This window comes from Oceanobacillus sp. FSL K6-0118, assembly GCF_038006665.1.
Taxonomy (GTDB): Bacteria; Bacillota; Bacilli; order Bacillales; family Amphibacillaceae; genus Oceanobacillus; species Oceanobacillus caeni.
The window spans coordinates 1,601,621-1,626,814 of record NZ_JBBOVR010000001.1 but is presented as its reverse complement, the minus strand read 5'-3'; the positions used below and the strand labels follow the sequence as shown (position 1 = coordinate 1,626,814).

The following is a 25,194-nucleotide window of genomic DNA, read 5'->3' as shown; positions in this document are numbered from 1 at the left end:
GTATTCAGTGAAACTAAAATTATGAATAGAAAAAAGTCTCCCATGTGTTCATGAGAGACTTACCCTTTTTACTTATGCCCATCATTTAATCTTCTTGCTTCTTCAGGACTAGACATTTTTGTTGCACCTTTATAACGAAGTCCCACATCACGGTCCGATTCTACTCTACCGCTTTGCTTTAGCTTTTTTTCTTGACGATCTCTACCCATATGAACAACACCTCCTCATGTTAACATGAGTTTTTCAAGGATAATTTATTCATATTTTCAGTAAGTCACGAATATCTTCATCGGTTAAAGTTTGCAACATACGATCTTCTGGATCAATTACTTCTTCGATCAAATGACGCTTTCTTTCCTGTAGGTCGTTCATCTTTTCTTCAATGGTTCCTTTGGCTATTATTTTCAAGACTTGAACCGTATGCTGTTGACCCATACGATGTGCTCGGTCAGCAGCTTGTTCCTCTACAGCAGGATTCCACCAACTATCATAAAAAATAACCGTATCCGCACCTGTTAAATTTAATCCCGTTCCACCCGCTTTTAACGAAATTAGAAAAAAGTCTCGCTCCCCCTTGTTAAAATGATTACATAAGTCTACTCTTTCGCTTGAGGGAGTGTGACCATCTAAGTAAAAATAAGGAATTTCTTGAGTAACGAACTCTTTACCAATAAGCTCTAACATCTTTGTATATTGAGAAAAAATTAAAACCCTTCTTCCAGATTGTTTTGCATCTGCTACAATTTCCATAAGCAGATCAAATTTAGCAGAATTCCCCTCATATCTATGAACAAATAATCCTGGATGACAGCAAATTTGCCGTAATCTAGTAATTCCAGCAAGAATTTTAATCCTATTTTTTCGAATCGTATCTTTATCTAAATGCTTAAATGTATCATGTCGTAATTTTGCTAAATATGCTGCATATAATGATTTTTGTTCCGGGTATAACTCACAAAACTGTACAGATTCCTTTTTCTCAGGTAATTCGTCTAACACATCTTCTTTTACCCTTCGTAACATAAATGGTCGAATCCTTCTTGCTATCTGTTTTGTTGTTAATTTACTATAATCCTTTAACCCTAAAAACAAATCCGGAAAAACAACATGAAAAATCGCCCACAGTTCCTCAAGTGCATTCTCCATTGGGGTTCCTGTTAATGCAAAACGATGGTCAGCTTCTAGTTTTTTTACAGAACGAGCGGTTTGTGTTAGGGGATTTTTAAACATTTGTGCTTCATCAAAAAAGATGGTATGGAACTTTTCCTTCTCATACATTCGGATATCACTACGCAATAATGGATAACTCGTTATGAGGACATCTACTTGATCTCTTTTATGAAAAATTTCCATTCGATCTGATTTCTTTCCATCAACGACAATTGCTTCTAGTTCGAGGGAAAACTTCATTATTTCAGAAAGCCAGTTATACGTAACAGAGGATGGACAAACAATTAGTACAGGAAACTTCCTTTTTCGAATGTCCGGGAGTTCCGATAAAATGTATGCAATGCTTTGTACCGTTTTTCCAAGTCCCATATCATCAGCCAAAATACCACCAAAACCGAAATTCGCCATCGTTTTCATCCACTTAAATCCTTGTTTCTGATAATTTCTCAATGTTCCCGCGAGATTCTCTGGCACGTTATATTCATTTAGATCCGGATTACTAATTCTCTGTAAAAAATCACGAAACGAGTCTTCGTAGGAAAAGGTATCATCACTTTCTACCGTATCTAAAAGTCGCAAACCTTGAACGATTGGAACGTCAAGTCCTTTTTCTAATTGATCATCATCTTGAATCGGAGCTTGCCGTAAAAAGCGTTGGATTTCCTCCATTTCCTTCGTTTCTAAAGAAAACAAGGTACCGTCTTTTAATCGGTAGTATTTTCGTTTGTCTTCCAATGCTTCTAATACATCTTTTATTTCACTCTGTGGAATTCCATCCATATCAAAAGTAAAATGAAGCCAATTCGTCCTTTCTTTACGATGTTTAACTTTAATTTTTGGCTTCCAGTTTTTACGAAAAATTCGATTTCTTACTGCTGTAGTTGCATAAACTTGGGTTAGTTTTTGTAATTTCGGTAATACATGGTACAAAAATTGATATTCTAATTCTTCATTATGAAGATAATATCCGCTCTCTGTTTGATTTAATCGGCCTTCCTCTTCCAGGAGCTGAAGTATTTCTTGTTCTTTCTCCGTGTCCCTTATAATGACCGTACCAATTTGCTTCTCATGTTTCTCTAATGGATTAATGACAACATGATTATAATGAAATTCTAACCCCACCAATAATCGGTTTTTTAAACGATCTAAATACAATTTTGCTTTTAGTGGATTCTTTTCAATGTGGTCTGTAATGGACCCAGATAAGTGAACTTCACCTAATTTCCTTAAAACAGGAACCAACTTTTCCATATAGTATGAGATTTTGTTAGGGCCAATGAGGATTTTATCCGTATTAGAGTACTCTAGCATTCTCTCAAGCTCTGCCAACCGTTCCATATCTATGGAATTTATTCGAATAACCCTTCCTTGATATAAAACCGTATTATATTTTGTCATGAGTTTCACTTTCTGTAACCCACTAATTTTTTAAGGAAAATCCATTTACTTCATCACCAAATTCAAATACGAGTGGAGGCAATTCATCAGATTGATGTAACCCAAGAAAATGTTGCTGATTGTATTCCAATGTGACATGATTCAAACTGTCCAATAGTGGGACAAGGGTATCCCATAAGGAGACTGGAATGAAAATTTGGTGTTTGGGAAGATTACTCTCGTTATTACTCGGTAATGCACGCCGATATATTTTTTCGTCATCCATCACCCGAATGAGATGTTGCAAAATCATGTCCGAATCTTTATCAAAACAATATTTTGTCGGATTGTAAGTAAATTGTTGTGAAACGAAATAGGACTCCCCTCTTTTCATTTTGTCCAGAAATTCACGAATATCTTTAATTTTTGTAGATTCAATGGAAATCTCCATTGCGAACATGTCATAATTAAGATCTCCTCGAACAGCTTTACAAAAAAACGTCGGGAAGATTTCAATTCTATTTTCAAAATAGTTCTGAGTACCACTCTTCATTTTTGGATTATCTTGAAATATTTTTATTATTTCATCTGAAATGTCTGACTGTATTTCATTCTTTTGCGATTCTTTATGGTTTTCATTATATTGCAAAGCAATCAACACTGCCGCAATGTGTTGACAATCTTTCTGGAAAGAAGATAAGGTAGGGCAGCTACAAGTCGCATGGATTTGTCCATTTTCTTTACGAACAATAACGTGAAAATCCTCTACACCCTCTACTGTAGCTTTAACCTCGTTTTTCGATTCTTCGTCGATCAATACTTTTCGGTTCCGAAAAAACGCCTCCCCTTTTCTAAAGGACACTGTACCACATCGCTCTTTGATTTTCCTTGATTGTAATTTTAGTTGCATGTGGTTGCTCCTTTCTGAAGGTTTTTATACCAATGTATCATGAACGAAAAATTACTGCTAGTATTAGAAATACGATTCATCTTATCAAGCTTAAAGCTACACTTTAAAAAAAAGTCTTAAAATTCCACACACATCATATTATACTGAAATAGAAAGATGTATTGAATTTGTTGAAAGGACGGATCTAGTGAAAAGAAAAAGCAATATCAAAGTAATCCGCATTCCGATTCCAACCCCGACTTTATTGCCGCATACTACAACGAACTCCTATCTCATTGGAAATGAAGAAGAATCTATTTTAGTGGATGCGGGTTACGATACAGAGGATACGAGAAAATTATTAGAATGGGAAATCAATAAACATGGACTTGCGAGACCAAAACGAATTGTTCTAACTCATGCTCACCAAGACCATGCACCGGGAGTACGCATGTTAATTCATTGGATGCCAACTATACTTTGTCATGAAAAAGAAGAGGAACAAGTATTATCCGCCATTTCTCCATGGGAAGAAATCATCGTGATGCATACACCAGGTCACACGTTAGGGCATGTGAGTCTTTATATACCATCAGAACAAATTCTTATTGCTGGAGATAATATTGTTGCAGAAGGAACCACATGGATTGGAGCACCCGATGGAGATATGAAAGATTATTTGCAAACCCTTCAGCGATTAAGGAATTTAAAAATAGAAAAAATTGGTCCAGGTCATGGTAAATGGGTACACCAACCACATGAACATATTGATTTTGTCATCCAGCGTAGGTTACACCGTGAACAACAATTATTAACTTTATTGGAAAAACATCAACAAATCACTTCAAAAGAATTGACAGAGATAATTTATCAAGATCGTATTCATCCTAGTGTTTTCCCAGTTGCACAGAAAACGATAGAAGCACATCTGGATAAACTTTTAAAAGAGGATTTGATTCAATATGATGAATCAAAATCCAGTTATGTTTCTCCTCATTTTTAATAAATCAATTTCGGAAGCAGATATATGAAGTTTCTCACCATTTAGGTATTTTATTACGGCTTCAAGCGTTAGAATGGTTGGTGCGGATAGTTTTAATTTTTTATTTTCAAATAAGTCAAGTGCTTCTTCAGGGGCAATCCAAAATGCATCATCTATTTCGGAACGGTCCGGATGAGGCTGTTGTCCTTGAGGAAGCATCACTAAGAAGAAGCGAGTATCAAAGCGGATATGACTTTGACTAGGGGTAACCAATTGACCAATATACGATAAACATTTTAAATGAAAAAATATTTCTTCCCTCTCTAAAATCTCACCAAATGTTATTTCTCTGTTTACTAATTGATTTCGATAAATTAGTTCCTTTTTCTTTGGTAAAATTACAGGGGATCCATCTTCTTTATTCCCTAACAAAATCCCGACTTCTTCAAACAGCTCTCTAGCAGCGGCTATGTAATGACCCATAGTAAGAGAATCATTTTTAGATTCACTCTTCACATATTTCTCATTTACAAGTTGATCCGCATCGTCCATTCCACCACCAGGAAACACATAAAATCCGCCCATAAACTTCATCGTCTTCGGTCTTTTCGTTAAATAGATCCTCGATTCATTATCCATTAAAACTACCGTAGATGCTGGTTTTGGTATTGCAACCATAAACGTCCTCCTTAAAAGATATACCTAGTTAATACATTCCACATATTATGTGAAATCCCTTTTTAGTTTTTTTCAAGATATCAATCAAAAAAAGTTCTTTTCAAATTAATCTACTCATAATTTTTAATTATAGACCAATGGACAAGCTTCGTCTTGTTAAGCTTGAAATCAAGGGGGGCAAAACATGGAATTTATTCAACCAATCTTAGAAATTCTGTTTATTAATATCCTTCTAAGCGGAGATAATGCCCTCGTCATTGCGATGGCTAGTCGAAATCTTCCCAAAGAACTTCAAGGGAGAGCCATTCAATGGGGTACATTAGGTGCCATTTCTTTAAGGACATTATTTGTTTTCTTAATGATACACTTATTGGAGATGCCATTTATTCAATTGATTGGTGGAATACTTTTACTTTTTATTGCCTATAAACTAATGGTAGATTCACATGAAACCGATCAAATAAAAAGCGGAAATTCCTTGCAGGAGGCCATCTCGATTATCATTTTTGTAGATGTTATCATGAGTTTAGATAATGTACTAGCTATTGCTGCAATTGCTGACAGTAATTTACTACTAATTATTGCTGGAATTATTCTAAGCATTCCTATCATACTAACAGCGAGCGAACTTATTTTAAAGCTTATTCAAAAGTTCCCCATTGTAGTATTCATTGGAGCTGCCCTACTCGCTTGGACTGGCGGAGAAATGATTATAAAAGAAGAAATGGTACGGGCCATCTTTCAAACCAATAACGTCCTTTCCCTTTTCTTTTTAATTGGTCTTACGGTCATCGTGATCATCATAGGGGCAATCAAGCGAAAACAAGTCTAAACAAAATCCACTCCTCTGTTCTAAAGGGGTGGATTTCTTAGTCCTTTAATTATCCCTATTCACCACATAACTTAAGAAATGCTTTAAAAAAGCTTTATTTCCAGGAATTTCTTGTAAAGCATCTAATCCTAAACAATAATGTTCCCACATAGCTCTTTTTGCTTCTTCCTTACCAAGAACGGTAACAAATGTTGATTTATTATTTTTTACATCAAGGTTCGTTGGTTTACCAAGTGATATGGTATTTCCTTGATGGTCTAATAAGTCATCTTTAACTTGAAAAGCAATGCCAGTATGATAAGCAAATTTTTTCAATGCTTTCTTTTCTTCTTCGTCTACCCCAGCAAGTATAGCTGGCATGATGAGTGAGGCCTCAAATCCTATACCCGTTTTATAAAAACACATCTTATTTAATTGTTCTAACGATATTTTATCTTTTTCCTCTAAATCCATTGCCTGACCCCTACACATATCTGTTATAACACCAGACGAATAATGAATCATTTCGAGCACTTTTTCCGAATTAAAACGTTGTAACGTTGTCTGTTCTTCTACAGCCTTTTGAGTCAAAAAAAGCCCGGATAATTCTGCGGTAGCAACATTATATACTTCATGCAACGTCTGCTTCCCTCGCCTAAGAGAGGCATTATCTTGGGAAGGTAAATCATCAAAAATTAAAGATGCCGTGTGCAAATACTCCAATGACCGTAACAATGGAAAAATATCCGCTTCATCCATATGGTAGCAATGAACCGCCATCATCCAAGTTATAATAGGTCTTAACCTTTTACCACCATCGCCTAAACTGTAATTTACCGCGTCCAGAATATGATCATTCGATAAAAATACTTGTTTATGAGATTTTAGTTGTAAGCAATTATTGATTTTTTCACGAATGCTTCGCGTCATTTCGATAAAATCTTCTCGCTCTTTCCGCTCTTTCCGAAAATGATTAATCATATGATCGCGTAAAAGTTTATCAAAGAAATCAACATCATCGGCTTTTTTAACCATTTTTTGTATAAGACCATTAAAAGACTGAATTTCAGAAGTAAGGATGCCCATTATTTCTTCGTATTTTTGAGTCCCCCATTTTCTCTTAAACCGTTTTAACCCATTAATGGCACGATTTAAAATCACTTCGCATGTTTTTGGATCAGACTGGTAAACCTCGTGGATTAAAAAGGAAATGACTGTCCAATACAATTCAAATGGATTTATAAGATCTCCACGCGTACGATAATATTTCAAATAATACGTATATGGGGTAACGGATCCCGTCTTTTCATCTTCAAACATATCGGCAAAGTCATCGGCTAATTGATTATATAATCCATAATAAAAGGTCCGGCTTTCAAACCCTTCATCCTCTGGGGCACTAATAATCGAACGTACAATAAGACGGGAAGCCGCAGATTTTAAAATAACTGGAATGTAAATCTCCTCATTTGTAAGTTTTTGATTTTCCATAGATTTATTACGATCCACTTCCTGTGATTGAAAAAAAACGTAGGAATCTTTATAAAAAACTTCGGTTGTTTCAAGTCGTTGATGGGACTTTATATATTCGAATGCATCTCGAAGTTCTGCATGGACAAACTGAATGAATTCCTTATTCTCCCCACTCCAATCATCCAAATCCGGTACAACACCAGTAGTTAAAGCGGAACGGATTAAATTGGTATAACGGATTTTTTCATTTGGAGACAAAATATTGGAATCTAGAAGGTCATCGATAAAAGGGTAAGTAAGGCCATAAGAATAGCCGAGTCTTATAGCCTCATCCAGTCTTACCGATTTGTCCTTAGGTGAAATTTCATCATCCATTTCTTCTAAAACATGCATAACGACACCAACAATTATTTTGATTAGCTTTCGTTGGGCCTCATCTGAATTTAAGCCTTCTGGAATTTGATCTCGTACTGTCTTTAATTTATCCGTCAACCAAATAAAACTGGATTCTACCCCTTCATTTTGTGACCAGCGAAATAACCCAGCAAGGTTATATGATTCCATTTTCGTTTCTGTAAGGGAGTTTACTAGATGGTTTTTCAGTTGATTAACAGATTTTTGTATACGATTTTGTGTTTTTGTAGAATCAAGTGCTTTACCCAAATCACGCATATAAATATAGGAAATACTCCGGTAAAGATAATTTTCTAGCTTACCAGTATGATGCAGATATTTTATATATCGATGGTAATCCCTTGAATAACGTTCTCTTTTTCTATTGAAAAAAAGGGACGGAAATGAATGGACATGATTCTTTTTCCATAAATGGATATCGTTCGTTAATTGATTTATATATGTCTTTTCTCTAAGCTGTTCAGAAAGCGTTTCGAAATATGCATGAGCCTTCTCTTCCATCTGTCGATAACATGCATCTGTGTCAATCAATAATTCCGATGTCATCATTTTGATCCCTACTTCTTTGAATAGTTATTTAAATATATTTTACTATACTTCAAACAATACCAATTAATAACAAGCTAGAGTTATGCTAATCGTATAATGTTAGTTTTTTGTAGGATAAAAAATGTTGGATTCCCCAACGAACCTTTTTGAATTTTTTTCGATTTATGTTCACCATCATAATACGATGAGTGACCGTCCAAGTTTAACTTAGTCCATAATAACCGCTCTCATGGACATTTGCTTGAAAAATGAATGAGACTTTGGCCGTGATATCCGCTGCCACGGACATTTGCCTGTAAAATGAACGAGACTTTGGCCGTGATTCATTAATTACAAAAAATCAATCCATTATTTTTACAAATCCACCAATAGCCATTGAAATTCGCCGAAAATCGTGGTAATGTATTTAACAATATACATTTCTGAGAAACGTAAATTATTAGATGAAAAGGGGGAGTATCATGATACGAAATGTGACGTTAGAAACGCTTTATATCCACCCTATTGTTCAAAAATATGTTGGTCGTTCTGGAATGGCACATGCAGTTTCTGTTGCTGAAAAAGCCTTTGAAATTGCTCGTGAATCCGGTGTAAACCCAGATCTCGCTACGAAAGCTGGCTTACTTCACGATATCGGTCATTACGAATGGTATCAAGACGGTGAGTGGGATTATCAATTGTATAAGGAAAATGATATTCATGCCATAAAAGGTGCTGCTCGTGCTCATAAACTTCTCGTACGTTGTGGAGAAGACCTTCAAAATGCGAAAGCCATTGCCCTGGCGGTACTCCTTCACACAGACTCGTATTTGCCAGAAGGGGAATTACAACTTACCCCTCTACAAAAAGTGGTCGCACTGGCCGATGAAGCAGATGAAGAACCTGGTGGCAATCACCATTACCGCCAAATTGATCACGACACTGCGCTCCGTCGAATTCAAATTCTAGATAAAAAAATCAATAAATATATAGCATCTCTTCGTTTCGAACAAACAAGTTAAAGTATATGACCACGTTTCACTTGATGAAACATGGTGTTTACATAATTGTGAATGTTTATATATAACTTCTCTTTTATGGTATGTTTTTCCTTTTTTAATGGTAAACTAGACTTAGAAAGAGGAGGTTGTATGATGGAAGAAGTTACGGTTGGAGAAATCTTTACAATTGTGGACGAATCAGAAGAAGAAAATTCTGTCGAAGTTTTAGCGAAAGTGACCATTGAAGGAACTAACTATGTTGCAGTTAGTTTTTTAGATGATGTACAAGAAGAAACGGAAGAAGACATCGATATTTTCTTCCTTAAGATTGACGAAGATGGGGATATAGCAGCCATTGAGTCAGACGAAGAATTTGAAAAAGTATCCGAAGCCTTTGATGCTCTTTTAGATGATGAAGAATAACATTAAAAAACCATCTCCTGTATGTATACCTACATAAGAGATGGTTTTATTTGGGATTGGCTATGAAAGTTTTACCGGAGTACATACCGCATAAAGATTTTCATTCGTATCAGACATATTTACTTCAATAACCTGATATCCCCCATTATTAATCTCGTTCTTCCCTAGGATTACTTTTTCTTCTTTATTCATTTCTCTCTTCCTTCCATTGAATTCTCACACAATAACCAATATATGTTTCAGACAAAAATATGTGCACCCATTTTACTCGTTTTGCAAATTTCTTTCATTTACTTTTTGATTCCACTATACTAAGGAAAGATGGATTAGGAGGAAAGAAAAATGTCATTAAAACAGTTTAATTTAGCTAGAACTTCTCTACTTACTTTTATACAAGATTTAGATGAAGACATCATAGATAAAACTTCCGAGTACTTCGACAAAACCATTCGCTGGCATATCGGCAATATCTTATATATGGATGAAAAATTATTATTCGTAAGTCAAAAGAAATCTCAAAAAATACCAAAAGAATATGCAGAATTATTTAGCTCGGATGTTCAGGTAAAGGATTGGGAAATAGAACCGCCTAGCTTATCACAATTAATAGAAGATTTAATACAGCAACAAGAAAGAATCAATAAGTACGATGATTTATTTTGGAAATCTAACGTTAAATTCAAATCCCCACACGGATATATTGAAACACATGGTGACCTATTAATCATGCTTGCCCAACGAGAGGCTGAAACACTTGGTTTGATAAGAGCAATGAAGAAAGTCCTTGAAGTTAAATAATAAAAAAACGTAAAAATACTCACACGTTTTTTCTTCTGAAAACGCGTGAGTATTTAAATTAATCTCCTAATATTGCTACAGGATTAAATACCTCAAAATGAATTTGATCCTTAGGTACACCCCATTGATTTAGTAATCGAACCATTGCTTGTAAAAATGGTAATGGTCCACAAAGATAAAAATCAACATCATTAGATGGTAAGACCTTTTTAAGCCAGTCCAAATCAACGTGACCTTCCTTATCATAACGTTTTTCTTGTTTATCCTCTTCCGTTGGTGAATCATAAACAACGTAAGAATGGACACGATGATTATTTTTAGCTAACTTCGACAAATGTTCTCTGAAGGCATGAACTTTACTGTTTTGAGTAGCATGAATAAACGTAATATCACGATTTGGCTCTTTTTCTACCGTAGTATTTAACATACTAAGAAGCGGAGTAACCCCAATTCCTCCACTTAATAAAACCATGGGCTTATTAGACGGGCTTATAATAAAGTCTCCTGCAGGTACGGAAAACTGTAAAATGTCCCCAACTTGGATGTTATTGTGTAAATAATTAGAAACAATCCCTTCAGGTTGACCGTTGACTGAATCTTCTCGTTTGACACTTATTCGATAATAATCTTTCCCAGGAGCATCAGATAAACTGTAATGGCGGATATGGGTGTATTTTTCTCCCTCTATTTCCGCTTTTGTCGTTAGATATTGACCTGCCTGATAATCAGCAATTGGTTTGCCATCTTTTGGTTTTAAGTAGAATGAAGTAATAATATCACTTTCATCCACTTTCTTATCTACTACAAATTCCCGGTAACCTTCCCAACCACCAGGAGCACTTTCAGCTTTTTCATAAAGCTCTTTTTCAATACTTATAAAAGCATCGGCAATATAATTATACGCTTTACCCCAAGCAATTAAAATTTCTTCTGTTGCTGTTTCTCCAAGTACATCTTTCACCGCTTCAAGTAAGGTTTCTCCTACAACTGGATATTGCTCAGGTTTAATTCCTATGGCACGATGTTTTTCCGTCACTCTTGTAATAACTGGTTTTATGGCATCTAAATTATCTATATGCTCACCGGCTGCATAAACAGAGTAAGCTAAAGCTTCCTGTTGAATACCCCTTTTTTGGTTTGTCTGGTTAAAAAGGTTATATAAGTCGGGAACTTTTGTAAATAATAATTTATAAAATCTTTTACCGATTTCTGTACTGTGTTCCTTTAGAACCGGTGCAGTCGATTTTACTATTTCAATCGTCTTTTGATCCAGCATGTTTTTAATTTCCCCTTTACGTTTAAATTTTAGAGATGATGATAAACTTATTTTTGGGTATTATGAGTTATTTATGCTGGATATATTTGGAGCCGATGCTAAAAAGGGTAAAAAAAAGAACCTTTAATTCTTGATTAAAGATTCTTTAACTTATGAAAAATTAACTCAATACTAATTCTTTTTTATCTAATCCAAGCGCTTTCTCGGAGGATTGGCGAATTTCTTGTAAAAGTTCTGGATAGTCCATTAAAGACATTCCAAATGAAGGAATCATTTTTTTAATTTTCACTTCCCACTCATTCATATGTTCAGGAAAGCATCTACTTAAGACTTCAAGCATGACGTGAACAGCTGTTGAAGCTCCAGGTGATGCACCTAATAATGCCGCAACAGAACCATCCGAAGAAGTAATAACTTCAGTTCCAAATTGTAATGTTCCCTTGCCGCCTGCTTCCGTGTCTTTAATAACTTGAACACGTTGACCTGCAACAACTAAATCCCAATCTTCTGATTTAGCAGTAGGAATAAATTCACGTAATTCTTCCATTCGTTTTTCCTTAGATAACAAGACTTGTTGAATTAAATATTTGGTTAATGCCATCTCTTTAACACCTGCAGATAACATCGTTAACACATTATTAGGTTTAACAGATAATATTAAATCGAACATGGATCCTGTTTTTAAGAACTTCGGTGAGAACCCCGCAAAAGGGCCAAATAATAATGATTTTTTATTATCGATAAATCTTGTATCAAGATGCGGAACTGACATTGGTGGCGCACCAACTTTTGCCTTTCCATAAACTTTCGCATGATGTTTTTCAACCACTTCGGGATTATTACATACCATAAATAGTCCACTTACAGGAAATCCACCAATATGTTTACTTTCAGGTATTCGTGTTTTTTGTAGAAGAGGTAAGCTTCCTCCACCTCCACCGATAAAGATAAATTTTGCTTTATGGTGCTCTACGTTACCGCTATCAAGATTTTTTACTTTAAGTTCCCATAACCCGTCACTAGTACGTTTCATGTTGTTAACACGATGTCTATATTGAATATTCACATTTTGAGCACTTAGATGTTCAAAGAGTAAACGTGTTAATGCTCCAAAGTTAACATCCGTTCCATATTCAACTTTAGTTGCAGCAATTGGTTCATTAGTCTGACGTTCCTTCATAATGAGAGGAATCCATTCACTAAGTTTTTCTGGATTATCAGAGAATTCCATTCCTTCAAATAAAGGATTTTTTGACATCGCTTCATAACGTTTCTTTAAAAAAGTTACATTTTCTTCCCCTTGCACCATACTCATGTGAGGCAATGGCATAATAAATTCTTGTGGATTACGAATTAGGTTGTTCTTCACTAGATAAGACCAAAATTGCATCGAAACTTGAAATTGCTCGTTAATTTTAATCGCTTTACTAATATCTAAAGAACCATCTGGTTTTTCTACTGTGTAGTTGAGTTCGCATAAAGCGGCATGCCCTGTCCCTGCATTATTCCATTCATTTGAACTCTCTTCCCCAGGTTTAGATAGACTTTCGAACACTGTAATGTCCCATTCCGGAACTAATTCTTTCAAAAATGTCCCCAAAGTCGCACTCATAATTCCTGCGCCAATTAAAATGACGTCAGTTTTATTATCTCTGTTGCCCATACTTATCAACCTTTTCCCCTAATTTTTTCAATTTTAGATGTATAGCGGAATTTTTCATTAAACTCGTAAACACCTAATCTTCTACAGTACTATCATATCATAACTTATATAATTATTTATAGATTTTAAATTTCTACTATTAGAGTTTTTTCAAAAAGTCCGATGAAAATGAAATGCCCTTGTGCTAGGGGTAGCGTCGTAGCAGATCATTACGGTGGGACGAGTAATTGGAGTCTCAGGACGCCGCGAGTTAGCCAACACGTTCCTTTTCATCCTCCTTTTTGAATACGTACTATTATATATGAATAATTACGGTACTTTGTTAAATAAAAAACGTAGTGAAAGACTATTTATCTCCCACTACGTTTCTATTATCTTCTTTTTTTCACAAAGACAAACACAAAAATAATAAAAAGTAATAATAGAATTGCGTAAATTATATTAGAATAAATATCCATATAATACACGATTACATCCCATGAGTTCCCAAGAGATGCACCTAAATTAACTAATACAATATTCCAAATAAACGTACCTATCGTTGTAAAGATAAGAAATATACCAACATTCATATTTGACATTCCGGCCGGGATTGAAATTAAGCTTCGTATTAGCGGAATGAATCGGCATAGAAACACTGCCCATGGGCCATACTTATCAAACCATGCATCAGCTTTATGAATGTCACTTTTTTTAAGACGGAGTATATGCCCCCATCTATCAACTATCTTTTCTAGCCTTTCTACATCTAATTGTAAACCGATCATATATAAAACGATAGCCCCTACGACGGAGCCAGCAGTTGCGGATAGAACAACCTTGAATATAGTTAGGTTCGTAGTAGTTGTCATAAAACCACCAAATGTTAATATTACTTCTGATGGTATCGGAGGAAAGATATTTTCTAAAGCAATTAGAAACATTACTCCCATATAACCAAATTCATTCATAATTTCCGTTATCCAATTTTCCATTTCATTTTGCACCTACGTCTCTCTATGTGTATTCTATTACGATTCTTCTATCATTTTATTTCGAATAAATTCACTTTATCACTATAAAACGGAAGGAATAACTTATCTTATCATAATTTGCTCAAGGTTAATGTTAAGTTTTTATTAAGAAAAAAGAGTCAGTCCCCCATATTAGGAAGCTGACTCATTCGAATTATTTTTCTTTTACAATAGTTCCAACGTAACGATCATGTGGTAGAATTTTTCCCTCTTCTTCCTCAAATGCTTTTGGACCTTTTAAATAATCAATCGTACTCCAAAAGTCTCTGTAAGCCATACGTTTCATAATTTGATTGCAATTTAGCTCGGAACCATCTTTATTCTCAAGTTCCAATCCCATCTTCTTATACCCATATGTTTGTCCATTTTTACGAAGTTGTGCGTATTCAAGCGACCATAATACTACTGTGGGTGTCACTAAAGCATGAAACGCTTCGTTTTTAATCTTTTTACGTAAAACATACTCCACTCCCGCAGTTACTGTACTGGAAATGGCCAGATCAATTAAAAAAGCTTTCATACGTTTTTTCGTGATTGGTTTCATAATTTTCCCCCTTATTAATCTAACATTCATCCTTACGTAATATTGTATAATATGTTTCAAAACTATTAAATATTATTTAACTTCTCGGTACATCTTCCAAATATAATAGATCGAAACACCAACTAACAACACGACTACAATTATAATTATCGATCCGAGCCCATTTCGATTGCCAATGGCTGTCTGAATCATCCCATAGAGTATGAACGCAAATAATATACTGATACACAAATTCATTACAGCTAACATTCTTGAAGAATATTTAACTACTCTATCTAATTGTGTTTCCGTTAATTTTTCCTTTTTCACAAAAGGAAGATTGATAAAATGCAGTGCTTCTTTTGGATCTTCTTGTTTAATAAATAAAAAATAGTTTAAACCAAAACATTGAAACAATAAAAAAACATATAGAACCAGGAAACCAATGAGGGTTCCTTTCCCATTCCACGCATCCGGTTCACCAGCTAAATTAAAATGCGTAGGAATCTCATCAGGAAGCTGTGTATAATAGTAAATGGAATAAAATACCGTAATAATGAGAATTAAGAAAGAACAAACATCAATCCATGGTGAATAAAAATTTTTAACCTTCCCCCACATGAACGATCCCCTCCTCTAGATTCCATTATATACCAAAAAACAGGTTGTATGGACGTTTTTCGTTCCATACAACCTGCTATCATAAATGTGCTTTTCCGTTTTAAATTAAATGACGCCTTGAGAAATCATTGCATCTGCAACTTTAACGAAACCAACTATATTTGCACCGACTACTAGGTTACCAGATGTACCGTATTCTTTAGATGCCTCCATACTTTGGCTGTAGATGTTTTTCATAATATCTTGTAATTTTTCATCTACTTCTTCTTTTGTCCAAGAGATTCGTGAACTGTTTTGTGCCATCTCTAAAGCAGATACTGCAACTCCACCAGCATTTGCTGCTTTTGCAGGAGCAAATAATACATTGTTTTCTAAGAATGCGTCAATGGCATCTAACGTAGATGGCATGTTTGCACCCTCACCTACCGCTTTTACACCATTTGCGATTAATAGTTCCGCGGCTTCTTTGTCAATTTCATTTTGAGTTGCACAAGGTAACGCAATATCGCAAGGAATGGTCCAAATACCCGCACATCCCACTTGGAACGTAGCTTCTGGGTGCTCTTTAACATATTCAAAAATTCGTTTGTTTTCTACTTCTTTCAAGCGTTTTACTGTATCAAGATTAATTCCATTTGGATCATAAATATACCCACTTGAATCACTACATGCAACAACTTTTGCACCTAACTCCATTGCTTTTTCAATGGCATAGATAGAAACATTACCAGACCCAGATACCACAACGGTACTTCCATTAAAGCTTAATCCTTGATCCTTTAACATCTCTTCTACAAAATAAACGGCACCATATCCTGTTGCTTCTTTACGACCTAAACTTCCGCCGTAACCGACACCTTTACCTGTTAAAATTCCGGCTTCATATGCGCCTTTTAATTTTTTATATTGACCAAACATATATCCAATTTCTCTAGCACCAACACCGATATCTCCAGCCGGAACATCTGTATCAGGACCTATATGCTTACTTAATTCCGTCATAAAACTTTGACAGAAACGCATGATTTCCATGTCAGATTTTCCTTTAGGATCAAAATCTGATCCACCTTTTCCGCCGCCAATTGGTTGCCCTGTTAAAGCATTTTTAAATATTTGTTCGAATCCTAAGAATTTGATAATACTTGCATTTACAGATGAATGGAACCGTAATCCACCTTTATAAGGACCAATCGCACTATTAAATTGAACACGGAAACCACGATTAACTTGTACATTGCCCTTATCGTCTACCCATGGTACTCTAAAGGAAATTAAACGTTCAGGTTCCACAATACGTTCAAGGATAGATTGTTTCATATATGTCGGATTTTTCACAAGCACAGGAATTAAAGATTCAAGGACTTCTTTAACTGCTTGATGAAATTCTTCCTCATGAGGGTTACGCTGTTTAACCATTTCAAAAACATGTTCAACATATTTTTTAACGTTCTGGGTTTGTGGTTCTTTCATATCTTCTAGTACTTTCACTTGCAATCAGCCCCTAAATATAAGTTAAGTTTTTAACATAGTTATATTTTATAATATGACCATTAATAGATACAATATAAATTTTCGATTAAATTAATGCATATAACGCATGAATAGACGGAGTGATGAAAAAATGGAGTTTAGACAAATCCAATATTTCCTTGAAGTTGCCAAACGCGAACATGTTACAGAGGCTGCTAATGCCTTACATGTTGCACAATCCTCTGTTAGCAGACAGATTTTTAATTTAGAAGAAGAACTTGGTATAGAACTTTTCATTCGAGAAGGTAGGAATGTAAAATTAACGACAATTGGTAAAATTTTCTATGACAGGATGCATTTAGTAATGAACATGATGGACGAAGCAAAAAGAGAAGTCAAGGAATATTTAAGCCCTGACAAAGGAACTGTTAGAATTGCCTTTCCTATGAGTATGGCCGCCCATACAATCCCAACCATCATTCATTCCTTTCGTATGCGTTATCCTGAAGTGAAATTTCAAATGATTAGTGCTGCCCATAAAGATCTCGTTAAAGGCGTTCAAAAAGGGGATTACAATTTAGCGATGGTTGCACCGATGCCCAAAAATAGAGGCGGAAAAATTAAAGGAACCGCTCTTTTCGTGGAAAAAATTGTTGCATTATTACCAAGTCATCATCCTTTGGCAGAGCGGGACTCCATCATGTTGCGAGAATTGAAGGATGACTCTTTCGTTGTTTTATCTGAATCATTTGTATTTCGTGATCAAGTGATACAAGCTTGTAATAATGCAGGATTTTCTCCGAAGATTGCATTTGAAGGAGAAGACATACATGCATTAAAAGGATTAGTTTCCGCAAGCCTCGGCGTTGCATTAATACCAGAAATGACTTTAATCGATAATACACCACGTCCTACTGTCATGATACCCATTTCTGATGCAAATTTAACTAGAACCGTTGGGGTCATTTTCTCAAACGAACGAAAATTGTCACCTACTGAGGAAGTATTTTACCAATTCCTATTAGAAACATTTGAACGATTAAACGATTTTAAAAATTAATTACTTTTTTAGAAAAAAGAATAGGTGTCCTAAACATCACCTTTCTTTTTTCAACCTTCTTAACACATTTATGTAGTTTTATCCCTCATGATACTGGTTTTCTCTTTATACGCTTCTAAACAATTTTTACAGATGCAATGCTTTCTCCAACTTTCTTCAGGTACTAAATCAAATATTCCTTTTGGAAACTTTTCCGAAGTGCACCAGCAATCCTCTGACGTACGTGCCATACATTTATTTTCTTCTCCACATAGCGGGCAGTAAATATTAGCCAAACCCATCACTCCTTTCAATACCTTAACTAACCTTATTTTAGCATAAGAGTATGTTTGTTACAGATGTGATATTTTCTAGTGAATTTGGTAACATATATCTATACTTATAAAAATGGAGGAATTGAAAATGATGTCTACGTTTAATGAGAATTTAGAGAAATACGCCTCCCTTGCAATTGAAGTAGGTGCTAATGTTCAACAAGGGCAAACATTGGTTATCTCAGCACCAATTTCGGCTATTGATTTTGTTCGTATGTTAACGAAGAAAGCGTATGAAAAAGGGGCTGCTAATGTACTTCACGAATGGTCTGATGATGTATTGACTCGAACAAAGTTTGAATTGGCACCAGATGAAACATTTGAAACCTATCCAAAATACTTAGCTAAACATCGTATCGATCTAGCGGAAAACGATGCCGCATTCCTTTTTGTTTTATCTAGCAATCCAGATTTACTGAATGGAATCGATCCAAAACGAATTCAAACCAACTCTAAAACAGTTTCTACAGCCCTTGCTACCTTTACGAAATACGAAATGAGTGACAAAATAAGCTGGTCCATTGTATCTGTTCCAAATGAAGCATGGGCCAAAAAGGTATTTCCGGAGTTAGATGGTGAAAAAGCTGTCCATGCATTGTGGGACGCTATATTCAATGCGACACGCGCTAATCTCTCAGAACCTGTTAACGCATGGAAAGAACACATTGATACGTTGGAATCCAAAGCTACCTATTTAAATGAACAAAAATTCAAAGCCCTACACTATCAAGCTGATGGAACGGACTTAACTATCGAATTACCTGAGAAACATATTTGGATAAGTGCGGAAAGTATAAATGAGAAAGGAACTCCTTTTGTCGCGAACATACCTACGGAAGAAGTATTTACCGCTCCTTTGAAAACAGGAGTAAATGGAACCGTCTCAGCAACAAAACCTTTAAGTTATTCCGGAAATTTGATTGAAAACTTCTCCTTAACATTTAAAGATGGAAAAATTGTAGACTATCAAGCGGAAAAAGGATATGACACATTAAAGCATCTAATTGAAACAGATGAGGGCTCACATTTTACCGGTGAAGTGGCGCTCGTTCCCCATCACTCTCCTATTTCCGATACGGATTTAATTTTCTTTGAAACCCTTTTTGATGAGAATGCATCCAATCATATCGCAATTGGAAAGGGCTATGCTTTCTGTTTAGAAGGTGGAAAAGAAATGAGTGAAGAAGAGTTAAAAGATAATGGTCTGAATGATAGCTTAACCCACGTTGATTTCATGATTGGTTCAGAGAAAATGGATATTGATGGTATCTTACCAGACGGAACAAGAAAACCTATCTTTAGGAAAGGAAATTGGGCGTTTTAAGAATAAAAAGTCGGATGATTGCTCTGATTAAGAGTACATCCGACTTTTTCAGTATTCAAGCAGTTTTAACTTATCTCTTCTCCACAGTAATACTTCCATTATCTGTTTTTAATTTAACTAGATTCTCACCGTCTCCAATGACTGTATCATAGTTACTATTCCCGAAAACCGAAATTTTTCCATTATCTGTATTAATGTTAAATGTGGTATTCGTCGGATCATTTTCTGTATACACTTTAATTGCTCCATTATCTGTTTCCAAATTAATCATTTGATCCAAGGTATCGGTATTAAAAATAATTTTACCGTTATCCGTAGTACCTGAAATTTCTCCTACCACATGATCCAAATCAATCGTACCATTGTCTGTCTCGGCTGAAAGATATGAGCTCTCTATATTTCTTAAATCTATTTTTCCATTGTCTGTTTCTACATAAATATCATTCGCATTTATATTTTCCAATTTAACAAGACCATTATCGGTTTCTGCTTTAATCATTTCATACATATTCCGAGGTAAATAAAGGGTAAGTGTGGAAGTTTTAAAAGTGTTAAACCAGTCAAATGTAAACCACGAAAAAAACCGCTTATCTTTTAATTCGACCATTAACGTATCATTCTTCACCTTTGCTTCAAGCTTATCATGTTTATTTTTCCCCGAAACTGCTATTTCTGCTGACTTACTATCAGATGGAAAAATCTCTACCGCAGCATTGTGTGCTTTGACATGAACACCAACAAAGTTCTCCGATACTTCTAATTGTTCTGGACCTGATCCATTTCTTGAAAAAAATTGAGTAATACTAACCGCCATAACTCCGATTAACACAATCGCAATAACCGTTACTTTTTTCAAATCAATCAACTACCTCTCTGCAATTTTTTGACCTTGATTCAAGAATATATGAAAAAGCATTCAAAAAGAATACCCCTGAAATGTATTTTACTATACGTCTAAAGTTGTATGGGGACTACGCGTTGGAAAACCTGTCGAACGAAACGTGATTTAAATTTTCCTTTTTATTGGGTTACATTTATAATTTATATGATACGATAGCTTTTAAGAAATACTTAAAAGAAAGGATGCTATTCTTTTGAAAAAAACAATACACAAAATAGGGATATCATTTCTAGCAATGGTTATGTTGTTCTCGGTTTTTATAACAACTGTACATGCGGATGCAGTTCCAGGAGATGTTATCGTTACATTAGGTGAAGATTTAACAGCTGACCAAAAGCAAACGGTTCTTAAAGACATGGGAATAGAAAACGAAAATGATGTTGAAATCGTTTATGTCACCAATAAGGAAGAACACCAATATTTAGGCAGTTATATTCCTGCAAGCCAAATTGGATCTAGAGCTATCTCCTCTGCAAGAATTACATTAGGACAATCCGATTCAGGCTTAGCAGTGGAAACAAAGAATATTAATTATATTACAGAAGAAATGTATATCAATCCTCTTGCAACTGCAGGAGTTACAGATGCACAAATCTATGTTACCGCACCATTCTCTGTTTCAGGTACAGGTGCATTAACAGGAATTCTTAAAGCATATGAAGTGTCCACTGGTGAAAAAATTGACGAAGATGTAAAGCAAGCTGCTAATGAAGAAATGGTAGTGACTTCTGAGCTTTCCAAGGATGAAAATATCGGTGAAGACAAAGCATTAGAATTGATGAACTTAATTAAGGAAGAAATGGCTGAAAAAAATCCTCAAACAGAAGCTGAAATTCGTGATATGATTAAACGTCTAGCAGCAGAATTAGGTATCAACCTTACAGACGCACAATTGGATCAGCTGGTTTCTTTATTCAATAAGTTAAAAGGTTTAAATATTGACTGGGATAAGGTGAGCGACACAATCAATACAGCAAAAAATAAGGTGGAAGAATTTGCCCAAACAGAAGAAGGACAGAACATGATCAATTCTTTCATTACCTTTATAAAGTCTATTTGGAACTCCCTAATTTCAATCTTCTCTAAATAAAAACCAATTAGAAATAGTATCCCCCCATTCCGAACTTCGTGAATGAGGGGATTTTGTTATTGAAACCTAGCCATCATTTCTGAAAATGTAAAACTTCAGAAACAGGTTTTGGCGTTACCCCATATATATTTTCTACTTTATAAATATGAATTTGGTTATAAACTTCCTTCATATTCTCATAGACTGTCATTTCTGAAGTAGTATCATTCGTCCAATATAAAATTTCCATCATAATTTCTTCGTTTGATACAAAGGAATGAAATTGATAGGTGATTGCTTTCGCATATTGAAAACCTTCTCTTTTATAAAACCGGAGCCTCTTTTCCGTATCCGGTTCTTCTTCATTTATTGGCTCCACCTCTAGAATGATCGTTTTATTTTTGGCTTTAAGTTTCTCCATTAATTGATGACCAATCCCTTTACCCCTTGCTTTTTCTGAAACCCATAAAAAATCTATAAATATAAAAGTATCAAATTCTGCATACATGACAATGTGGTATTTTCCTTCATCTTTAATGTAATGCTCACCTTTTTCTAACAATAAGGCGTCTAATTGTACTTTTGATTTCATTTCACTGACAGGAAAATACGTATTTAATTTTTCATACCAATCCATTCGATTATACTCCTTTTTTCTTGCTAAGTAATAAATGACACAAACCATTTGATTTGCGCCTTTTGTTTACTAGTTTTGTGACTCTCTTAGCTTTTTAAAATACTCACGCACATCGTTCCATCCACTAACATGGACATGTTTTGTTTTCATATCTTCATTGTGATAGGCTTCAAATAATATTCCGGTTCCCGTGAAATTATCTAGTTGCGTAACTGTATCATCAATTAAATAATCCGCATGGACAACCTTTTTGTTTCCACAGAAAATAAAATAATTATGATCTAAAAATGGAAAATGCTCTTTTAACCATTCATATTTATCCATAAAGGAAAATGGGACCTCCATTGCAGCTGTTGCAATATATATATCATAATGCTCGGATAATTCTTTTACAACCGGAATGGCCGAATCAATCACTTCCAAATCACGGAAAAATCCAGCTGTATTAATTGCTTGACCAAGCACCGTTAACTGTTCTTCTGTTAATGATGCCCAAATACTTTTCCCCCGCAACCCTTCTTCACTTACTGGAAGACCTAGTTTCTTTGCAGTTTGAAAAACCTTTTTGGCAGTATCTGCAAGTACTTCATCCATATCTATGGCAATACTGATTCTCTCCACAAAAACACTCCTCTACCTTATCTTCTCCTTTCATTCTATCTGTTTTGCTGTAAAACTTCTATCTAAATCCCTCTAAATTCACCTTATCTTAAGAATAGGAGATAATAAGCGGTTATTCTTGTTCAATCAAATATTCTAAAACTTCTTCCATGGAAAGACGCTGGGTTTGATTAATGGTTATTTGTTCAGCCTGCAAGACATCTTCTACATTACTTACATGATTCGTAACAATTTGGGCTGGGTTAACTTCAAACCGAATGACGTTAGGATGGTTTTTCACATTATTTGTTATATGAGAAACCCATACCCTTCCCCAATGATCATGAATTTCATCTTTGTAAAAGGACTGTGTAATTCGTCCTTGATCCATCACCATGATTTGATCACAAAGCTGGTTAATTTCATCGACCGTATGAGTCGCAAGAACAATACTTCTTTCTCCTTCTTCCATAAACCGAATAAGATCTTCTTTCATTTTCTTTTGAGAAACAATATCCACTCCTGACGTTGGTTCATCAAGCAGAAGCAATTGGGGTTCATGTGCCATTGCAAAAATAAAATCAATCTTTTTCTTGGTTCCCTTAGAGCATTTACTAAATTTTTCATCTATATCAATACGATAACGTTCCACCAACCTTGTAAACTTTTCTTCATTCCAAGTCGGGAAAAAATGGGAAATAAAAAACTTTATATCTTTTATAGTTGTAGAATCAAAAGACTCTAATAATTCCCCAGCATAACCAATTTTCTTTTTATATATTACTTCTTCCTCCTCTTCCTTCCAATTCATTCCTAAAATTTTAACTACTCCACCGTCTTCTCTCATTAGTTTCATCAATAAACGTAGGAATGTACTTTTTCCCGAACCATTTGCCCCTACTAATCCAACGATCATTCCTTGCTCCAGTTCGAAATCCATTGGACCTAAATGGAATTTTTTAAAACGTTTCTCTAAGCCTGTAACTTCTAAAACTTTGGTTTGCATATTTATCCCTCATTACTTAAAGTTTTTCTTCATAACATCTGAAAAAATATGATTAATTTCCTCTTCCGAACAGCCTACTTGTATACCTTGTTCTACAGCTTTTTCAAATGCATCATGTACAACCTTTTGTTTCGTCTCTTCCATATGTTCATTTTTCACTTCACGAACGAACGTCCCTTTTCCCTGTACTGTCTTAATGAAACCAGCTACCTCTAAATTTTGGTACGCTCTTCTTGTTGTAATCACACTACAGCCTAGATCACTTGCTAAGGCTCTTATCGAAGGAAGTGGTGTCTCAGGATGCAGTTGACCACTAACGATTAGTGTTTTAATTTGGGTTTCGACTTGATGATAGATTGGCTCTCTACTTTCATCAGAGACATGGATTGGTATCTTCATGCGAAAATCCACTCCCTTCTATATATAATCACGTTTTTCTAAACGCCTTTTGAGTATTTTATTCCATTCATAACAACTTACGATTCCAATAAGGATGGAAACGATAGCTACAATGAATCCGTAACTTTTGATAAGTTGTAATATAGCTTCTATAACACTTTGATTAAAGAACGTGAAAAAGATGATTTCTATAATAATAACAAAGCCCATGTAGATGAAAGGTATAAAATGCAACATTTTACCCTTCATCCCATATTCGACATAAGGGTTAAGCCCACCAATTGTTAACATAAATCCAAACCAAACGAAAACAAAGATAACATAGTCACCAATCGTCATCCATTCTAAAATGTTATTTGAAAATATAAGAATAATGATGCTCATTGCTCCGAAAAACGCAAACGACATGATGACAAGAGTACATAGCATAAACAATGTCCGACTCAAAGCTAAAACAGAGACGGAAATAGGTAAAGAGCGAAGTACTGCCATTCGTTTTCCATAAGGATTATGCTTCGCTACTCGATAACTTAAATATGGTTTGGCCATAGATAAAGTTGCAAATGAAGGTGCTAAACCTAAAAACAAAAAGTCAAGGAAATATGAATCAAAAGAAGTAGAGTTCACTTCAAAGTGGAAACTAGTAAATCCCGAAAGAAATGTTCCCATAAAAAGACCAACAATTAAACACATGATAAACGTTGAAATAACCGCTATCCATTGTTGCTTATACTCCATCTTAACCAACCAAAATGCATCTTTAAACAATTTCAT

At 35.0% G+C, this 25,194-nt stretch carries 25 protein-coding genes and 1 pseudogene; 8 read left to right on the top strand and 18 right to left on the bottom strand.

Annotated features, from left to right (window positions below):
- Positions 1-68 precede the first annotated feature (68 nt).
- On the bottom strand, positions 69-209 hold the full coding sequence (locus tag MHI02_RS08400; protein WP_068677526.1) for a YpzI family protein: 141 nt from the start codon (positions 207-209) through the stop codon (positions 69-71).
- 49 nt (positions 210-258) lie between these two features.
- Positions 259-3,457 (bottom strand): annotated as a pseudogene (locus tag MHI02_RS08395) (DEAD/DEAH box helicase).
- 187 nt (positions 3,458-3,644) lie between these two features.
- Between MHI02_RS08395 and MHI02_RS08390 the strand changes: the two are divergent.
- A complete protein-coding gene (locus MHI02_RS08390) occupies positions 3,645-4,439 on the top strand; it encodes an MBL fold metallo-hydrolase (protein WP_341165846.1) in 795 nt (264 codons plus the stop codon).
- On the opposite strand, the gene MHI02_RS08385 is transcribed toward MHI02_RS08390, so the two are convergent.
- Complete coding sequence (locus MHI02_RS08385) at positions 4,407-5,096, bottom strand: NUDIX hydrolase (protein ID WP_047184025.1); 690 nt, start codon at positions 5,094-5,096, stop codon at positions 4,407-4,409. The genes MHI02_RS08390 and MHI02_RS08385 overlap by 33 nt on opposite strands.
- 184 nt (positions 5,097-5,280) lie before the next feature.
- On the opposite strand from MHI02_RS08385, the gene MHI02_RS08380 reads away from it, so the two are divergent.
- Positions 5,281-5,928, top strand: a complete 648-nt coding sequence (locus MHI02_RS08380; RefSeq protein ID WP_047184024.1) for a YjbE family putative metal transport protein — start codon at positions 5,281-5,283, stop codon at positions 5,926-5,928.
- Positions 5,929-5,973: 45 nt separating this feature from the next.
- On the opposite strand, the gene MHI02_RS08375 is transcribed toward MHI02_RS08380, so the two are convergent.
- Positions 5,974-8,340: a polyprenyl synthetase family protein gene (locus MHI02_RS08375; protein WP_047184023.1), complete on the bottom strand. Its 2,367-nt coding sequence runs from the start codon at positions 8,338-8,340 to the stop codon at positions 5,974-5,976.
- A 467-nt stretch (positions 8,341-8,807) separates the two neighbouring features.
- Here MHI02_RS08375 and MHI02_RS08370 point away from each other — a divergent pair, with 467 nt between their 5' ends.
- Both MHI02_RS08370 and MHI02_RS08365 read left to right on the top strand, forming a co-directional pair.
- Positions 8,808-9,344 carry an HD domain-containing protein gene (locus tag MHI02_RS08370; protein WP_047184030.1) on the top strand — a complete coding sequence of 179 codons (537 nt, stop codon included), beginning with the start codon at positions 8,808-8,810 and terminating at the stop codon, positions 9,342-9,344.
- 132 nt (positions 9,345-9,476) lie between these two features.
- A complete protein-coding gene (locus MHI02_RS08365; protein ID WP_047184022.1) occupies positions 9,477-9,746 on the top strand; it encodes a DUF1292 domain-containing protein in 270 nt (89 codons plus the stop codon).
- Between the two features lie 60 nt (positions 9,747-9,806).
- Here MHI02_RS08365 and MHI02_RS08360 read toward each other — a convergent pair whose 3' ends face one another.
- The gene (locus tag MHI02_RS08360) at positions 9,807-9,938 is read right to left on the bottom strand and encodes a hypothetical protein (protein ID WP_255449126.1); all 132 of its coding nucleotides are present in this window, start codon (positions 9,936-9,938) and stop codon (positions 9,807-9,809) included.
- Positions 9,939-10,088: 150 nt separating this feature from the next.
- Between MHI02_RS08360 and MHI02_RS08355 the strand changes: the two genes are divergently transcribed.
- A complete protein-coding gene (locus tag MHI02_RS08355; RefSeq protein WP_047184021.1) occupies positions 10,089-10,544 on the top strand; it encodes a hypothetical protein in 456 nt (151 codons plus the stop codon).
- 58 nt (positions 10,545-10,602) lie between these two features.
- On the opposite strand, the gene hmpA is transcribed toward MHI02_RS08355, so the two are convergent.
- The 6 genes from hmpA to gdhA form a co-directional block, all read right to left on the bottom strand.
- A complete protein-coding gene (gene hmpA, locus MHI02_RS08350) occupies positions 10,603-11,820 on the bottom strand; it encodes an NO-inducible flavohemoprotein (RefSeq protein ID WP_341165845.1) in 1,218 nt (405 codons plus the stop codon).
- A 160-nt stretch (positions 11,821-11,980) separates the two neighbouring features.
- On the bottom strand, positions 11,981-13,483 hold the full coding sequence (gene mqo, locus MHI02_RS08345) for a malate dehydrogenase (quinone) (protein WP_047183617.1): 1,503 nt from the start codon (positions 13,481-13,483) through the stop codon (positions 11,981-11,983).
- A gap of 371 nt (positions 13,484-13,854) precedes the next feature.
- On the bottom strand, positions 13,855-14,457 hold the full coding sequence (locus MHI02_RS08340; protein ID WP_047183622.1) for a DedA family protein: 603 nt from the start codon (positions 14,455-14,457) through the stop codon (positions 13,855-13,857).
- Between the two features lie 193 nt (positions 14,458-14,650).
- Positions 14,651-15,040 carry an RDD family protein gene (locus tag MHI02_RS08335; protein ID WP_047183616.1) on the bottom strand — a complete coding sequence of 130 codons (390 nt, stop codon included), beginning with the start codon at positions 15,038-15,040 and terminating at the stop codon, positions 14,651-14,653.
- A 72-nt stretch (positions 15,041-15,112) separates the two neighbouring features.
- Entirely contained in the window at positions 15,113-15,640 is a 528-nt protein-coding gene (locus tag MHI02_RS08330) for a DUF1648 domain-containing protein (RefSeq protein ID WP_047183615.1), read from the bottom strand.
- A gap of 105 nt (positions 15,641-15,745) precedes the next feature.
- A complete protein-coding gene (gene gdhA, locus MHI02_RS08325; protein WP_445668987.1) occupies positions 15,746-17,110 on the bottom strand; it encodes an NADP-specific glutamate dehydrogenase in 1,365 nt (454 codons plus the stop codon).
- A 151-nt stretch (positions 17,111-17,261) separates the two neighbouring features.
- Between gdhA and MHI02_RS08320 the strand changes: the two genes are divergently transcribed.
- Positions 17,262-18,170: a LysR family transcriptional regulator gene (locus MHI02_RS08320; RefSeq protein ID WP_047183614.1), complete on the top strand. Its 909-nt coding sequence runs from the start codon at positions 17,262-17,264 to the stop codon at positions 18,168-18,170.
- 68 nt (positions 18,171-18,238) lie between these two features.
- Here MHI02_RS08320 and MHI02_RS08315 read toward each other — a convergent pair whose 3' ends face one another.
- Complete coding sequence (locus MHI02_RS08315; RefSeq protein ID WP_052771601.1) at positions 18,239-18,445, bottom strand: cysteine-rich CWC family protein; 207 nt, start codon at positions 18,443-18,445, stop codon at positions 18,239-18,241.
- 130 nt (positions 18,446-18,575) lie between these two features.
- On the opposite strand from MHI02_RS08315, the gene MHI02_RS08310 reads away from it, so the two are divergent.
- The gene (locus MHI02_RS08310; protein ID WP_047183620.1) at positions 18,576-19,808 is read left to right on the top strand and encodes an aminopeptidase; all 1,233 of its coding nucleotides are present in this window, start codon (positions 18,576-18,578) and stop codon (positions 19,806-19,808) included.
- 70 nt (positions 19,809-19,878) lie between these two features.
- On the opposite strand, the gene MHI02_RS08305 is transcribed toward MHI02_RS08310, so the two are convergent.
- Positions 19,879-20,664, bottom strand: a complete 786-nt coding sequence (locus MHI02_RS08305; RefSeq protein WP_052771600.1) for a DUF4097 family beta strand repeat-containing protein — start codon at positions 20,662-20,664, stop codon at positions 19,879-19,881.
- Between the two features lie 250 nt (positions 20,665-20,914).
- Here MHI02_RS08305 and MHI02_RS08300 point away from each other — a divergent pair, with 250 nt between their 5' ends.
- Positions 20,915-21,799, top strand: a complete 885-nt coding sequence (locus MHI02_RS08300) for a DUF1002 domain-containing protein (RefSeq protein ID WP_204798602.1) — start codon at positions 20,915-20,917, stop codon at positions 21,797-21,799.
- Positions 21,800-21,872: 73 nt separating this feature from the next.
- Here the strand turns inward: MHI02_RS08300 and MHI02_RS08295 are convergent, their stop codons facing one another.
- The 5 genes from MHI02_RS08295 to MHI02_RS08275 form a co-directional block, all read right to left on the bottom strand.
- A complete protein-coding gene (locus MHI02_RS08295; protein WP_047183611.1) occupies positions 21,873-22,415 on the bottom strand; it encodes a GNAT family N-acetyltransferase in 543 nt (180 codons plus the stop codon).
- Positions 22,416-22,484: 69 nt separating this feature from the next.
- Positions 22,485-23,036, bottom strand: coding sequence for a 5' nucleotidase, NT5C type (locus tag MHI02_RS08290; protein ID WP_047183610.1), 552 nt, complete (start codon positions 23,034-23,036; stop codon positions 22,485-22,487).
- A 112-nt stretch (positions 23,037-23,148) separates the two neighbouring features.
- Positions 23,149-24,021: an ABC transporter ATP-binding protein gene (locus MHI02_RS08285; protein ID WP_052771599.1), complete on the bottom strand. Its 873-nt coding sequence runs from the start codon at positions 24,019-24,021 to the stop codon at positions 23,149-23,151.
- A 12-nt stretch (positions 24,022-24,033) separates the two neighbouring features.
- Entirely contained in the window at positions 24,034-24,420 is a 387-nt protein-coding gene (locus tag MHI02_RS08280; RefSeq protein ID WP_047183609.1) for a GntR family transcriptional regulator, read from the bottom strand.
- Between the two features lie 18 nt (positions 24,421-24,438).
- Positions 24,439-25,194 (bottom strand): hypothetical protein, encoded by a 756-nt coding sequence (locus MHI02_RS08275; protein WP_128715700.1) that lies wholly within the window; start codon positions 25,192-25,194, stop codon positions 24,439-24,441.